The 15,165-nt window shown below is 52.6% G+C and carries 13 protein-coding genes; 6 read left to right on the top strand and 7 right to left on the bottom strand.

The genetic code is table 11. From position 1 onward, the window contains the following. Positions 1-37 precede the first annotated feature (37 nt). The 4 genes from frr to rpsB form a co-directional block, all read right to left on the bottom strand. The gene (gene frr, locus WB371_RS02700; RefSeq protein WP_042323692.1) at positions 38-595 is read right to left on the bottom strand and encodes a ribosome recycling factor; all 558 of its coding nucleotides are present in this window, start codon (positions 593-595) and stop codon (positions 38-40) included. 272 nt (positions 596-867) lie between these two features. Further along, a complete protein-coding gene (pyrH, locus tag WB371_RS02695) occupies positions 868-1,593 on the bottom strand; it encodes a UMP kinase (RefSeq protein ID WP_042323694.1) in 726 nt (241 codons plus the stop codon). A gap of 152 nt (positions 1,594-1,745) precedes the next feature. Continuing rightward, the gene (gene tsf / locus WB371_RS02690; RefSeq protein ID WP_336218575.1) at positions 1,746-2,597 is read right to left on the bottom strand and encodes a translation elongation factor Ts; all 852 of its coding nucleotides are present in this window, start codon (positions 2,595-2,597) and stop codon (positions 1,746-1,748) included. Positions 2,598-2,856: 259 nt separating this feature from the next. Beyond that, positions 2,857-3,582, bottom strand: a complete 726-nt coding sequence (rpsB, locus tag WB371_RS02685; protein ID WP_012133990.1) for a 30S ribosomal protein S2 — start codon at positions 3,580-3,582, stop codon at positions 2,857-2,859. A 573-nt stretch (positions 3,583-4,155) separates the two neighbouring features. On the opposite strand from rpsB, the gene map reads away from it, so the two are divergent. The 4 genes from map to WB371_RS02665 all read left to right on the top strand — a co-directional run bounded on the left by map (position 4,156) and on the right by WB371_RS02665 (position 9,083). After that, positions 4,156-4,950 (top strand): type I methionyl aminopeptidase, encoded by a 795-nt coding sequence (gene map, locus WB371_RS02680; protein ID WP_336218574.1) that lies wholly within the window; start codon positions 4,156-4,158, stop codon positions 4,948-4,950. A 108-nt stretch (positions 4,951-5,058) separates the two neighbouring features. After that, complete coding sequence (gene glnD, locus WB371_RS02675; protein WP_336218573.1) at positions 5,059-7,731, top strand: bifunctional uridylyltransferase/uridylyl-removing protein GlnD; 2,673 nt, start codon at positions 5,059-5,061, stop codon at positions 7,729-7,731. A gap of 31 nt (positions 7,732-7,762) precedes the next feature. Further along, on the top strand, positions 7,763-8,587 hold the full coding sequence (gene dapD, locus WB371_RS02670) for a 2,3,4,5-tetrahydropyridine-2,6-dicarboxylate N-succinyltransferase (RefSeq protein ID WP_336218572.1): 825 nt from the start codon (positions 7,763-7,765) through the stop codon (positions 8,585-8,587). Between the two features lie 109 nt (positions 8,588-8,696). Further along, on the top strand, positions 8,697-9,083 hold the full coding sequence (locus tag WB371_RS02665) for a DUF3461 family protein (protein WP_042997870.1): 387 nt from the start codon (positions 8,697-8,699) through the stop codon (positions 9,081-9,083). A 94-nt stretch (positions 9,084-9,177) separates the two neighbouring features. On the opposite strand, the gene cdaR is transcribed toward WB371_RS02665, so the two are convergent. The 3 genes from cdaR to dgt all read right to left on the bottom strand — a co-directional run bounded on the left by cdaR (position 9,178) and on the right by dgt (position 13,560). Beyond that, positions 9,178-10,335, bottom strand: coding sequence for a DNA-binding transcriptional regulator CdaR (gene cdaR / locus WB371_RS02660; RefSeq protein WP_336218571.1), 1,158 nt, complete (start codon positions 10,333-10,335; stop codon positions 9,178-9,180). A 150-nt stretch (positions 10,336-10,485) separates the two neighbouring features. Continuing rightward, entirely contained in the window at positions 10,486-11,913 is a 1,428-nt protein-coding gene (gene degP, locus WB371_RS02655; RefSeq protein WP_336218570.1) for a serine endoprotease DegP, read from the bottom strand. 129 nt (positions 11,914-12,042) lie between these two features. Further along, complete coding sequence (gene dgt / locus WB371_RS02650; protein ID WP_336218569.1) at positions 12,043-13,560, bottom strand: dGTPase; 1,518 nt, start codon at positions 13,558-13,560, stop codon at positions 12,043-12,045. A gap of 82 nt (positions 13,561-13,642) precedes the next feature. Here dgt and mtnN point away from each other — a divergent pair, with 82 nt between their 5' ends. Both mtnN and btuF read left to right on the top strand, forming a co-directional pair. Continuing rightward, positions 13,643-14,341 (top strand): 5'-methylthioadenosine/S-adenosylhomocysteine nucleosidase, encoded by a 699-nt coding sequence (gene mtnN, locus WB371_RS02645; RefSeq protein ID WP_336218568.1) that lies wholly within the window; start codon positions 13,643-13,645, stop codon positions 14,339-14,341. Then, on the top strand, positions 14,334-15,134 hold the full coding sequence (btuF, locus tag WB371_RS02640; protein WP_336218567.1) for a vitamin B12 ABC transporter substrate-binding protein BtuF: 801 nt from the start codon (positions 14,334-14,336) through the stop codon (positions 15,132-15,134). The genes mtnN and btuF overlap by 8 nt, the downstream gene beginning before the upstream one ends. Positions 15,135-15,165: the final 31 nt, after the last annotated feature.

The raw sequence follows: 15,165 nt of genomic DNA, 5'->3' as shown, positions 1-15,165 counted from the left end.
ACGATCTTCTGAGCGGCGTTTCACGCGTACAGGAGAATCAGAACTGCATCAGTTCTGCTTCTTTATCTGCCAGTGCCGCATCCACTTTCTTGATGGCTGCATCGGTCATTTTCTGTACGTCATCCTGAGAACGGCGATCGTCATCTTCGCTGATCTCTTTATCTTTCAGCAGCGCTTTCACTTTGTCATTCGCATCACGACGAACGTTACGAACGGCAACACGCGCTTGCTCAGCTTCACCACGAACGATTTTCGTCAGATCTTTACGACGCTCTTCCGTCAGCGGCGGCAGCGGAACGCGAATATCACTGCCTGCAGAGCTCGGGTTCAGGCCGAGGTCAGATGCCATAATCGCTTTCTCAACGGCCGGGCTCATAGAACGATCAAACACGTTGATTTTCAGGGTACGGGAATCTTCTACTGTTACGCTTGCCAGCTGACGCAGCGGCGTAGGCGTGCCGTAATATTCCACGACAATGCCATCCAGCAGGCTGGGAGAAGCACGACCCGTGCGTATTTTGCTGATTTGGTTTTTGAACGCTTCGACGCATTTTTCCATGCGTACTTCGGCATCTTTTCTGATATCGCTAATCACGTTACGAATCCTTGGATACTAGTCTCAGTCAGACCAGACAGCACACAATACACTTCATCCTTCAAGCTGCCTCTGCGTTGACTGCAAGCGTTCACTCCAGTCACGTACTCAGGTACGCTCCTGGAGATTCACGCTCTTGTCGCCTTGACGCAGCATGAATGACTTTGTGTATTCAGAATGTGCTCAGTATAGTCTCGTTTAATTTATGACACAGGATATAAAAGTCCCGCCGGGTAAAGGCAAATCTTACCCGGAATTGGCCAATACGGGAATTATTCCGTAATTAATGTGCCTTCTTTTTCACCCATGACGACGCGACGCAGCGCGCCGGGTTTGTTCATGTTAAAGACGCGAATCGGCAGTTTATGGTCACGAGCCAGCGTAAACGCGGCCAAATCCATCACTTTCAGTTCTTTATCCAGCACTTCATTGTAGGTCAACTGCTCGTACATGGTCGCAGAAGGATCTTTCGCCGGATCGGCGGTAAAGACGCCATCAACTTTCGTCGCTTTCAGCACCACATCGGCTTCGATTTCAATACCGCGCAGACAGGCGGCAGAATCGGTCGTGAAGAAAGGATTACCCGTACCCGCAGAGAGGATAACCACGCGGTTATTACGCAGCAGGCTAATGGCCTCTGCCCAACTGTAGTTGTCGCATACGCCATTCAGTGGAATAGCGGACATCAGGCGGGCGTTCACATAGGCGCGGTGAAGCGCATCGCGCATCGCCAGTCCGTTCATCACGGTGGCCAGCATGCCCATGTGGTCGCCCACAACGCGGTTCATACCCGCTTTCGCCAGACCAGCACCTCGGAATAAATTACCGCCACCAATCACCACACCAACCTGAATACCCAGTTCAACCAGTTCTTTGATCTCCTGAGCCATACGATCCAGTATGCTTGCGTCAATACCGAAGCCTTCCGAACCCTGCAGAGCTTCGCCACTTAACTTAAGCAGAATACGTTTATAGACGGGTTTTGCATTGGTAGCCATGTTTCTTTCCTGAGACTGTCAACGATTTAAAATGGGGGTAAATTCTGGCGACAATGATATGTCGCTTCTCAGTACAGCGAAATAAGAGCCATACTGATTTTGCGTGACGGGTGACAAAAAGAAGCCGCCCTCAGGCGGCTCCTTTTCGACAATTAAGACTGCTTGGACATCGCAGCAACTTCTGCTGCAAAGTCAGTCTCAACTTTCTCGATGCCTTCGCCCACTTCGAAGCGGATGAAGCCAGTCACGTCAGCGTTGTGCTCTTTCAGCAACTGACCAACAGACTTGCTCGGATCCATAACGAAAGGCTGGCCAGTCAGAGAAACTTCGCCGGTGAATTTCTTCATGCGGCCTTCAACCATTTTCTCTGCGATTTCTTTCGGCTTACCAGACTGCATCGCGATATCCAGCTGAACCTGGTATTCTTTCTCTACCACTTCAGCAGACACGTCTTCCGGCTTAACGAATTCAGGCTTGCTTGCAGCAACATGCATTGCCAGTTGTTTAACCAGCTCTTCATCAGCGCCTTTAGCGGCAACCAGAACACCGATGCGCGCACCGTGCTGGTAGCTACCCAGAACGTCGCCTTCCAGGGAAGCGATACGGCGGATGTTGATGTTCTCACCGATTTTCGCAACCAGCGCAACGCGCTCTTCTTCGAACTGCGCTTTCAGCACTTCAACATCAGTGATTTTGCCAGCAACTGCAGCGTCCAGCACTTTGTCAGCAAATGCCTGGAAACCACCGTCTTTAGCCACGAAGTCAGTCTGGCAGTTAACTTCCAGAATGAACGCAATGTTGCCGTCGATTTTGGTTTTGATAACGCCGTCAGCAGCAACGTTGCCTGCTTTTTTCGCTGCTTTGATAGCACCGGACTTACGCATGTTTTCAATTGCCAGCTCGATGTCGCCATTAGCTTCAGTCAGTGCTTTTTTGCAATCCATCATGCCTGCGCCAGTACGCTCACGCAGCTCTTTTACCAGGGATGCGGTAATTTCAGCCATTCTAAAATCCTCGGAAGATTTGATCTGCCCGGCCATTAACCGCACAGATTTAAAAGTGAAAAAGGGGGCCATATACAGGCCCCCTAACCAAACATGATACTACCTGGTTTATAAGGGCTCTTCCCCTTCATATTCCGAGCCGCAGATGCGTTGTCTTCGCTCGCTCATCCCGGTCACTTACTCATGTAAGCTCCCGGGAATTCTCGAGCTTGCCGCCTTCCTGCAACTCGAACTATCTCAGGGAAGTTATCAAGCCTTATTATTCAGCTTCTACGAAGCTTTCTTCCGCCTGGGAAGCCAGATCCTGAGAACGGCCTTCACGAACGGTTGCAGCGACAGCGCCCAGGTACAGGCTAACAGCACGGATTGCGTCGTCGTTACCCGGGATAACGAAGTCAACACCGTCCGGATCAGAGTTGGTATCAACGATAGCAAATACCGGAATACCCAGGTTGTTTGCTTCTTTGATAGCAATGTGCTCGTGGTCAGCATCGATTACGAACAGAGCGTCCGGCAGACCGCCCATGTCTTTGATACCGCCCAGGCTGTTTTCCAGTTTCTCAAGCTCACGCGTACGCATCAGCGCTTCTTTCTTGGTCAGCTTTTCGAAAGTACCGTCCTGAGACTGAGTTTCCAGGTCTTTCAGACGTTTGATGGACTGACGAACGGTTTTCCAGTTAGTCAGCATACCGCCCAGCCAGCGATGGTTCACGAAGAACTGGTCGCAGCTGTTAGCAGCGTCTTTCACCGCTTCGCTTGCAGCGCGTTTAGTACCAACGAAAAGGATTTTACCTTTGCGAGAAGCAATCTTGTTCAGCTCAGCCAGCGCTTCGTTGAACATCGGTACCGTTTTCTCAAGGTTGATGATGTGAACTTTGTTACGCGCACCGAAGATGAACGGCTTCATTTTCGGGTTCCAGTAACGGGTCTGGTGACCAAAGTGAACACCAGCCTTGAGCATGTCGCGCATGGAAACAGTTGCCATGATTTAAAACCTCTATAGATTAAGTTGGGGTTATGCCTCCACGTATCCCATATTACCGACCCCAAAGGGCACCCCGGAATATGTGCCGATACGTGTGTGTTGTTACACAATGTGAGATTAATACACTGTATCCTTCACGCTGCCTCGTTGTTGGCTTCATCTGCTCACACCAGTCACTTACTTCAGTAAGCTCCTGGCGATTCGCTGCTTTGCCGCCGCGACGCATCATGAATGATTGTGTGTATGTCGCTTCCGTCCATTCTGTGCATACGAAATGGAACGTAAGTCCGGCGCGCTTTATACCACAAATACGCCGTGGACACCAATAATTGTTGACGGTCGGTTCTGGATTGAACAATGCATTTCGTGTTACAGACAGGCGGCAAATTTTTGAATCCCCGGGAGCTTACGACCAGTAAGTGACTGGGGTGAAAAAATGTAGCCAACGCGCTTGTGGCACGAAAGGCGAAGTTCAGAATGATTCTCAATTTGGCAGGGTACACCCCTGACTGTTACCATTGACAGCACTTACACAATTATTGTCGAAATTATCGACACTGATGGACAGAATTCATGGCTATCTCAATCAAGACCCCTGAAGAAATCGAAAAAATGCGCGTCGCCGGTCGTCTTGCCGCAGAAGTGCTGGAAATGATCGAACCGTATATCAAACCTGGCGTCAGCACGGGTGAACTGGATCGCATCTGTAACGACTACATTGTTAACGAACAACACGCGATCTCCGCCTGCCTCGGCTATCACGGTTATCCAAAATCCGTTTGTATCTCGATTAATGAAGTGGTGTGCCACGGGATTCCGGATGATGCCAAACATCTGAAAGATGGCGATATCGTGAATATCGACGTCACCGTGATCAAAGACGATTACCACGGCGATACGTCGAAAATGTTTATCGTCGGTAAACCGACCATTCTGGGCGAGCGTCTGTGTCGCGTCACGCAGGAAAGCCTCTATCTGGCGCTGCGTATGGTAAAACCGGGCATTCGTCTGCGCACGCTTGGCGCGGCCATTCAGAAATATGCCGAAGGCGAAGGTTTCTCCGTGGTACGTGAGTATTGTGGGCACGGCATTGGCCGCGGCTTCCACGAAGAACCGCAGGTGCTGCACTATGATGCGGACGACGGCGGCGTGGTGCTGCAACCGGGGATGACGTTTACCATTGAGCCCATGCTGAATGCCGGTGATTACCGTATCCGCACCATGAAAGACGGCTGGACGGTAAAAACCAAAGACAGAAGCTTGTCTGCGCAATACGAGCATACTATTGTGGTGACCGAAAACGGCTGTGAAATTCTGACGTTACGCAAGGATGACTCCATCCCGGCGGTACTCACGCACGGCGAATAATTTTTCGCCTGATGGCGCTGGCGCTTATCAGGCCTACAAATTGCTCTATCCCGTAGGCCGGATAAGGCGCTTTCGCCGCCATCCGGCTTTTTTAATGGGTGGCGCATAATGAATACTCTTCCTGAACAGCACGCGAATACAGCACTTCCCACCCTTCCCGGCCAACCGCAGAACCCGGGGGCCTGGCCACGCGACGACCTCACTGTCACGGGTATCAAGACCCACATCGATACATTCCAGCAGTGGCTGGGTGATGCCTTCGACAGCGGTATTTCCGCCGAGCAGCTCATCGAAGCGCGTACTGAATTTATCGACCAGTTACTGCAACGCCTGTGGATTGACGCCGGTTTCGGACAAATCGCCGATCTGGCGCTGGTTGCCGTTGGCGGATACGGGCGCGGCGAGTTGCATCCGCTCTCCGACATCGATCTGCTTATCTTAAGCCGCAAAAAATTGCCGGATGAACAGGCGCAAAAGGTCGGTGAACTGCTGACGTTGTTATGGGACGTCAAACTGGAGGTCGGGCACAGCGTGCGAACGCTGGAAGAGTGCCTGCTGGAAGGGTTATCGGATTTAACCGTCGCCACCAACCTGATTGAAACTCGCCTGTTGATTGGCGACGTGGCCCTTTTTCTGGAATTGCAAAAACATATCTTCAGCGAAGGTTTCTGGCCGTCCGATAAGTTTTACGCCGCTAAAGTGGAAGAGCAGAATCAGCGCCACCAGCGCTATCACAGCACCAGCTATAACCTCGAACCGGATATCAAAAGCAGTCCCGGCGGCCTGCGCGACATCCACACGCTACAGTGGGTCGCCCGTCGTCATTTCGGCGCAACGTCGCTCGACGAAATGGTAGGTTTCGGCTTTTTGACCCAGGCGGAACGCGCTGAACTCAACGAGTGTCTGCACATTCTGTGGCGCATCCGTTTTGCGCTGCATTTAGTGGTTAGCCGTTACGATAACCGCCTGCTGTTTGATCGCCAGTTGAGCGTCGCTCAGCGCCTTAATTACCGTGGCGAAGGTAATGAGCCGGTTGAGCAGATGATGAAAGATTACTTTCGGGTCACTCGCCGCGTCACAGAACTCAACCAGATGCTGCTCCAGTTATTTGACGAAGCCATCCTCGCACTCTCTGCCGACGAAAAACCGCGTCCTGTTGATGACGACTTTCAGTTACGCGGCACGCTGATCGATCTGCGTCAGGACGATCTGTTTATCCGCGAACCGGAGGCGATCCTGCGCATGTTCTACATCATGGTGCGCAACAGCGCGATCACCGGGATCTATTCAACAACCCTGCGCCATCTGCGCCACGCGCGCCGTCATCTGAATCAACCATTGTGCTATATCCCGGAGGCGCGCTCACTGTTTCTCAGTATGCTGCGTCACCCGGGCGCAGTCAGCCGTGGTCTGCTGCCAATGCACCGCCACAGCGTGCTGTGGGCCTATATGCCGCAATGGTCTCGCATTGTCGGCCAGATGCAGTTTGACCTGTTCCATGCTTATACGGTGGACGAGCACACGATTCGCGTGATGCTGAAGCTGGAAAGTTTTGCCAAAGAAGAGACCCGTCAGCGCCACCCGCTGTGCGTGGATCTCTGGCCACGCCTGCGGCAGCCCGAACTGATTTTCATCGCCGCGCTGTTCCATGATATTGCCAAAGGGCGCGGCGGTGACCACTCGGTGCTGGGCGCGCAGGACGTGCTCAAATTCGCCGAACTGCACGGGCTGAACTCACGCGAAACACAACTGATCGCCTGGCTGGTTCGCCAGCATCTGCTGATGTCGGTAACCGCCCAGCGTCGTGATATTCAGGATCCCGAAGTCATTAAACAGTTTGCAGAAGAGGTACAAACCGAGCATCGCCTGCGCTTCCTGGTCTGCCTGACGGTCGCGGATATTTGCGCCACCAACGAAACGCTGTGGAATAGCTGGAAGCAGAGCCTGCTGCGCGAGCTGTATTTCGCCACCGAAAAACAGTTGCGTCGGGGAATGCAAAACACCCCGGATATGCGCGAGCGCGTGCGTCATCACCAGTTACAGGCGCTGGCGTTGCTGCGAATGGACAATATTGATGAAGAAGCGCTGCACCATATCTGGTCGCGCTGTCGCGCCAACTATTTTGTCCGCCACAGCCCAAATCAACTGGCCTGGCATGCGCGTCATCTGCTGCAACACGATCTCAGTAAACCGCTCATTCTGCTCAGTCCGCAGGCGACACGTGGTGGAACGGAGATTTTCATCTGGAGCCCGGACCGCCCGTATCTGTTTGCCGCGGTTTGCGCCGAACTGGACCGTCGAAATCTGAGCGTTCACGACGCGCAGATCTTCACCACCCGCGATGGGATGGCGATGGATACATTTATCGTGCTGGAGCCAGACGGCAGTCCGTTGTCATCAGACCGGCATGAAGCCATCCGTTTTGGTCTGGAGCAGGCGATCACCCAGCGCCGTTGGCAACCGCCGCAGCCACGTCGACAACCAGCAAAACTGCGCCATTTTACCGTCGATACCGAAGTCACGTTTCTACCCACGCATACCGACCGTAAATCATTCCTTGAGCTTATCGCGCTCGATCAGCCTGGACTGCTGGCGCGGGTCGGGCAAATTTTTGCCGATCTCGGAATTTCGCTTCATGGCGCCCGAATTACAACCATTGGTGAGCGAGTAGAAGATTTATTCATAATCGCGACGGCGGACCGGCGTGCCCTTAATAATGCGCTGCAGCAGGAAGTGCATCAACGGTTGACAGAGGCCCTCAATCCAAACGATAAAGGGTAGTGTGTTTATTTATTAGGGAAAGAGTTTAACAATGCAGCAGTTACAGAACGTTATTGAGACCGCTTTTGAGCGCCGTGCCGACATTACTCCGGCCAATGTGGATACCGTGACCCGTGAAGCGGTGAATCAGGTGATTTCCCTGCTGGATTCCGGCGCGCTGCGCGTGGCAGAAAAGGTAAACGGTCAGTGGGTGACTCACCAGTGGTTGAAGAAAGCGGTTCTGCTCTCTTTCCGTATCAACGATAACCAGGTGATCGATGGCGCGGAAAGCCGCTACTTCGATAAAGTGCCGATGAAATTCGCCGGCTACGACGAAGCGCGTTTCCAGAAAGAAGGTTTCCGCGTGGTTCCGCCTGCGGCAGTTCGTCAGGGTGCGTTTATCGCCCGTAACACCGTGCTGATGCCGTCCTATGTCAACATTGGCGCTTACGTTGATGAAGGCACAATGGTCGATACCTGGGCCACCGTCGGTTCCTGCGCGCAGATCGGTAAAAACGTTCACCTGTCCGGCGGCGTCGGTATCGGTGGCGTACTGGAGCCGCTGCAGGCAAACCCAACCATCATCGAAGACAACTGTTTTATCGGCGCGCGTTCTGAAGTGGTGGAAGGCGTGATTGTCGAAGAAGGCTCGGTGATCTCAATGGGCGTTTATATTGGGCAAAGCACCCGTATTTACGACCGTGAGACCGGTGAAGTGCATTACGGACGCGTACCGGCAGGCTCCGTTGTCGTTTCCGGCAACCTGCCGTCGAAAGATGGCAAGTACAGCCTGTACTGTGCGGTGATTGTGAAAAAAGTTGACGCCAAAACGCGTGGCAAGGTTGGCATTAACGAGTTATTGCGGACCATCGACTAACGGCAATTCAAAAAAGCGGGTTTATCCCGCTTTTTTTATCTCTGCGAGTGGCAGAAACAGGGCTTTTCGTTAATTATTCAATAGTTATAGTGAGCTTAAGGGTACCGCTATGTATGACAATCTGAAAAGTCTGGGCATTACTAATCCTGAAGAAATCGATCGTTACAGTCTACGGCAAGAAGCCAACAACGATATCCTGAAAATCTATTTCCAGAAGGATAAAGGTGAGTTCTTTGCCAAAAGCGTCAAGTTCAAATATCCCCGCCAGCGTAAAACCGTGGTCGCCGATGGCGTTGGCCAGGGCTACAAAGAGGTGCAGGAGATTAGTCCTAACCTGCGCTATGTGATCGACGAGCTCGATCAGATCTGCCAGCGCGATCGCACAGAGGTCGATCTGAAACGGAAGATCCTCGATGATTTACGTCATCTGGAAAGCGTGGTGGCGAATAAGATCACTGAGATTGAAGCCGATCTGGAAAAACTGACGCGTAAATAAGCAGGTTATTGCCGGATGGCGGCGTCATACGCCTTATCCGGCCTACAGGTACATCCTCGTAGGCCTGATAAGCGTAGCGCTATCAGGCAATTAATCAACGTTGCTCATCCAGTTGCAACGCCACATACAGCAACAGCCTGTCATCGAAGTTACCCAAATCCAGCCCGGTCAATTCTGAAATGCGATTCAGTCGGTATTCCAGCGTATTGCGATGGATAAACAGCGCCTTTGAGGTCGCCAGCGGCTGGACGTTGTGACGGAACCATGCCGTCAGCGTGCGGCGCAATAAGCCGTTGTTATCCATCGCTTTCAACCGTGCCAGCGGTCGCGCCAGTTCATTGGCCTGCCAGCCACCACGCAAACTGTCGAGCAGTACCGGCAACATCAGATCCTGATAAAAGTAGCTCCGGTTTTCCGGCATTCGCTGTTTACCCACCATCATCGTGGTTCGTGCCGTACGGTATGAACGGGCGATACTCCCCGGACCGGTAAAATAGTTGCCCAGCGCAACGCGAAAACGGAGTTGACCGTTCTCTTTCATGCGGGCAATCAACTGTTCAATGCGCTTGCGGTGATCTTCGGCATCCCAGCGGCCAAACGAATTCAGCGCGGGCTTGAGCACCACCATTTCGGTCAGCGAAACGATGGCAATCAGGTTATTACGCTCCGGTGTAGTCAACGCGTTCTGTAACTGCTGCAACTCCGCCATCGCGCTGTCCACCCCGAGTTGCCCGCTGTCCACTTCCACCACCGCCACCACGCGCGGCTGGTTAAGGTCTATCCCCAAACGTTGCGCCCATTCGGTGAGCGCTGGCGTATTTTCTTCCGCCTGGATCAGATTCATGACTAACTCTTCACGCAGGCGGCTGTCCTGGGCCAGCAAATGCATCAGGCGCGACTGTTCAAGCATCATCTCCGCCGTCATACAGACCAGTTCGCCATATTTGCGCAGATACTCAGGCTCGCCAGTCAGGCCGATCACCCCCACGATCTCCCCTTCCAGGCGCAGCGGCAGGTTGATCCCCTGGCGAACGCCGTGCAGATGGCGCGCAACCGCGTCATCAATATCGACCACGCGCCCTTGTGAGAGAACTAACAGCGCGCCTTCGTGCAATTCACCAATACGCTCGCGATCGCCACTACCGATGATCCGTCCACGGGCATCCATTACGTTGATATTGGTATCAATAATGCGCATCGTGCGCCCCACGATATCCTGCGCCATTTCGGTATCAAGATGCCAGCCAGCCATAAACCCCTCCTGTGAGCAGAGCTCCAGCATAAGGAAGATAATTAACAGCGGCATTGTGCAAACGCACAAAGGAGAACGGAGAAGTATGGAGTTGTGGCAGGTATCACAAAAAGCAGCCCCTTCCTGTGTATAGAAGGGGCTTTGAGGGGATTACTGCATCAGCAGATAAATCGTGCTGTCGCCACGCTGAATGTTCAGCGCCAGAACAGACGGTTTGCTGTCGAGGATCTTACGCAGCTCGGCAATGTTTTTCACCGGTTGCTGGTTAGCACCGACAATCACATCACCTTTCTTCAGGCCAATCTGCGCTGCCGGGGTGTTCGCTTTAACGTTGTTCACCACCACGCCTTTGTCCTGCCCTTTATTGCTCATCTCCGCACCTTCAATACCGCTGAAGATAGAGCTGGAGTCAACCTGATTCTGGCTGCTCTGCTGCAGTTCCAGATTGACGTTGACCGGCTTACCGTCACGCAACAGGCCGAGAGTAATTTTGCTGCCGACCGGCATGGTGCCAACCTGCGCACGCAGCGCTGCGAAGCTGCTGATCGGTTTACCGTTCAGGGAGGTAATCACATCCCCGGCTTTAATACCGGCTTTCGATGCAGACGAATTCGGCATCACCTGGCTGACGAACGCGCCGCGCTGAGCGTCGACTTTCATCGCTTTCGCCAGTTCGGAGTTCAGTTCGGTCCCCATGATGCCCAGTTCACCGCGTTTCACCTGACCAAATTCCACCATCTGCGAAGTCAGGTTTTTCACCATATTGCTGGGGATCGCAAAGCCGATACCGATGTTGCCGCCGTCCGGTGCGAGGATCGCGGTGTTAATCCCGATCAGTTCGCCGTTCAGATTGACCAGCGCGCCACCGGAGTTACCCCGGTTAATCGCCGCATCAGTCTGGATAAAGTTTTCATAGTTTTGCGCATTCAGGCCGCTACGACCCAGCGCAGAGACAATACCGGAGGTCACCGTCTCGCCCAGACCAAAGGGGTTACCGATAGCCACGGTGTAATCACCCACGCGCAGCGCGTCGGAATCAGCCAGTTTAATCGCCGTCAGGTTTTTCGGATCCTGAATCTGGATCAGCGCGATATCGGAGCGCGGGTCTTTACCGACGATCTTCGCATCGAACTTACGGCCATCACTCAACTGGACCTTGATCACCGTTGCGTTATCCACAACGTGGTTGTTGGTGACGACATAGCCTTTTGCGGCGTCAATGATGACACCAGAACCCAGCGCCATAAATTTCTGCTGCTGGCCACCGCCGTTATCACCCTGCGGGCCGCCCTGGCAGAAAGGTGAACTCTGGAACGGAGAACCGTCCTGGCAGAACGGAGAATCATCACCAAAGAACTGCTGGAAATTACGCGGCATACGCGGCGTATTGACGGTCGTGCTCCCTTCCACGTTAATGCTGACCACCGATGGCATCACTTTTTCGAGCATCGGTGCCAGGCTTGGCATCTGCTGTGCGGTTGTGGCTGATGCCGTTTCAGCCGCCGATGCAGACAGTGGGGACAACGCCAGACCTAAACTCAGAGCCAGTGCACTCATTGCTAATGTGGTTTTTTTCATGTGTTTCAATCTCGATTAACAGATAACGCAAAATTGCTGTGTACGTCAGATTCATTTTATAGCGCTAAGTTCCGGACAGAAGTTTATGGAAAAGGTAAAAATTTATTGTCCGTCTTTACAAAACTCAGCTTATTGTTCGACTGCCATCAGACGGCGATATTCATCCCATGCATAGAGATCAGTCATCCCGCTGATATAATCCTGAACCAGTCGGCAGCGGTAATAATATTCCAGCACAGGATACTCTGGTGAATCTGACTTTAATTTACCCACGACTTCAACATAAGCAAGCCGGTGACGCGTTGACAGTTTCTGAAATAAGCGTGACTCAATAGGAAGCCGCCCCAGGCGCTCTTTCTCCACCAGTTCACTGAAGTCAGCAAGCGGCAGACTTAATAAAGGACGGTAGATTTCCAGTAAGCCACTGATCACCCGATAGCCCTGTAATTCAAGCTGTTCTACATCAGGGTGGCTAAACACATGTTTCATCGCCACATTCTTATATAGCTTCAGCAGGCGGCTGAAATTACTGCCGTCCTCCAGCAACGCCTGATTAAAGGTTCCGTCGAATATCTGCGATAAATTATCAATAAAGCGCTGTGCGGCGTAGGGCACCAGTTTATTAAGCGTATTCACGCGCAAATACATAAAGAATTGATCTTCGGTACTGCGACTCAGAGAATTCGAACGCGATTTTTCCCAGGCATTTTCAACTACCAGTGCAAAGAGCGAACCTTTTTCATGATGGCCCCAGGCGTCATGTAAATGGTGATAAAGCTGCTCAACGCTAAAAATTCTTTTCTCTACCGCATCCTCCAGATCGGCAACACAATAAGAGATGTCGTCGGCCGCTTCCATTATCCACGTCAATGGAAAGCGACTGTAAACGGCGAGATCCAGTTCCTGACGTAACCTTGCGATATACGGTTCCTCGGACAGGTAATAGCCAGGTTTTTTCATTAAATAATTGTGCGTTACGGGTGTTTCTCCTCGCCACCAGGCCGGACGGGTATATTTTAAGATCCCGCCAACCTGCGCCCAGGTCAGGTTCATTCGCATTAAGGTATGTACCAAACGAATCCCTTGCGCATTCCCTTCAAAATGACACAAATCCTGGCGCACTTTACGGCGAAGCTCGTTAAGCGACTCTTCCCCCTCACGCAGACGGAGCGTGGCCACACTACAGCGGTCTTCGGTTAACGGCTGACTTTCCGCATCGCCCGGATGCAAGCGCTGCCGAAACCAGTCATTGATCGCCGCCTCGCCAAAATGGCCGAACGGCGGGTTGCCGATGTCATGCATCAGGCAGGACATTTCGACAATGCTCTCAAACGGTCCCGTTAACTCATCAAGGCCGTATGTTTCCAGCAGCTTCATCTCTTTGAGGCGGCTTAAGACTTCTTTAGCGATATAGCGACCAACCTGTTGAACTTCCAGGGAATGCGTGAGACGCGTGCGCACTGCGGCATTTCGTTCGAGAGGAAAGACCTGGGTCTTTTGTTGCAGACGACGAATCGCCGGAGAGTTGATAATACGCCCCCGGTCACTTTCAAAAATGCGCAGGATCTCATGCTCGGTTTTGACACCCTGCGGTGAACGAAAACGACGGTGCCAGTTTATTTTTTTCCGGAAATCAATCTGTGACATGTCCTCTCCCGCGTGAGAATGCACTTCACCTTAAGCGCATGATAGACTATGCCTTTAAATCTCACCTCGCGCGAGTAAATCTATGAAAATCGGCATCATTGGTGCAATGGAAGAAGAGGTCACGCTACTGCGTGACAAAATCGAAAACCGTCAAACAATCGCCCTGGGCGGTTGCGAAATTTACACCGGTCAACTTAACGGAACCGATGTTGCGCTGCTGAAATCCGGTATTGGTAAAGTGGCGGCGGCGCTGGGCGCGACGCTGTTACTTGAACGCTGCAAACCGGACGTCATTATTAACACTGGCTCAGCGGGTGGCCTCGCGTCGACGCTGAAAGTGGGTGATATTGTGGTTTCTGATGAAGTACGTTACCACGACGCTGACGTCACCGCATTTGGCTACGAATTTGGTCAGCTTCCGGGCTGCCCGGCTGGTTTTAAAGCCGATGACAAACTGATTGCCGCAGCTGAATCCTGCATTGCGCAACTGAATCTGAACGCGGTGCGTGGGCTGATCGTCAGCGGCGACGCCTTCATTAACGGTTCCGTGGGGCTGGCGAAAATCCGCCATAACTTCCCACAGGCTATTGCGGTTGAAATGGAAGCCACGGCGATTGCCCACGTTTGTCATAACTTCAAGGTACCGTTTGTGGTGGTCAGGGCGATCTCTGACGTCGCCGATCAGCAGTCACATCTGAGTTTTGACGAGTTCCTGGCCGTTGCCGCAAAACAGTCCACGCTGATGGTGGAAACACTGGTACAGAAACTGGCGCATGGTTAATGTTTTTTCCAGGGCGCTTGTCGCCCTGTTGACCATCCTCCCGGTGTGGCTGTATGCCGCACCACGCGTCATTTCCCTTTCGCCTGCCAATACAGAACTTGCCTTTGCCGCCGGGATCACCCCCGTTGGCGTCAGCAGTTATTCAGATTACCCCCCGCAAGCGCAGAACATTGAACAGGTTTCCACCTGGCAAGGCATGAATCTGGAACGGATTGTGGCGCTAAAGCCAGATCTGGTGCTCGCCTGGCGCGGTGGAAACGCGGAACGGCAGGTTAACCAACTCACATCATTAGGAATTGAGGTGATGTGGGTCGATGCGGTAACCATTGAACAAATCGCCGAAACGTTGCAGAAACTGGCCGCCTGGAGTCCACAGCCAGAAACCGCGCAACGCGCCGCGCAAACCCTGCTGGACGACTTTTCACAGCTAAAATCGCAATATGCGGGCAAACCGAAAAAACGTGTTTTTTTGCAGTTTGGCACCAATCCTCCGTTTACCAGCGGAAAAGGGTCAATTCAAAACGAAGTTCTTGAGCTGTGCGGTGGAGAGAACATCTTTGCCGCCAGTCGGGTCCCCTGGCCGCAGGTGAGTCGTGAACAGGTCCTGGCACGCGCGCCGCAGGCTATTGTCATCGCCGGAGGTTCGGATGAAACTCTCAAAATTCAACAATTCTGGGGTAATCAGCTAAAAATTCCGGTTATTCCGCTCAACAGTGACTGGTTTGAACGCGCCAGCCCGCGTATTATCCTCGCCGCAAAACAACTCTGTTATGCGCTTTCACAGGTGAATTAGCATCCGCCCCACCCGGTTTGTTGTGAGGATT

The sequence above is a fragment of the Citrobacter amalonaticus genome (assembly GCF_037053465.1).
In the GTDB taxonomy this organism is placed as follows: domain Bacteria; phylum Pseudomonadota; class Gammaproteobacteria; order Enterobacterales; family Enterobacteriaceae; genus Citrobacter_A; species Citrobacter_A amalonaticus_H.
The sequence above is the reverse complement of the archived record's forward strand: the minus strand, read 5'-3'. Positions and strand labels throughout refer to the sequence as shown.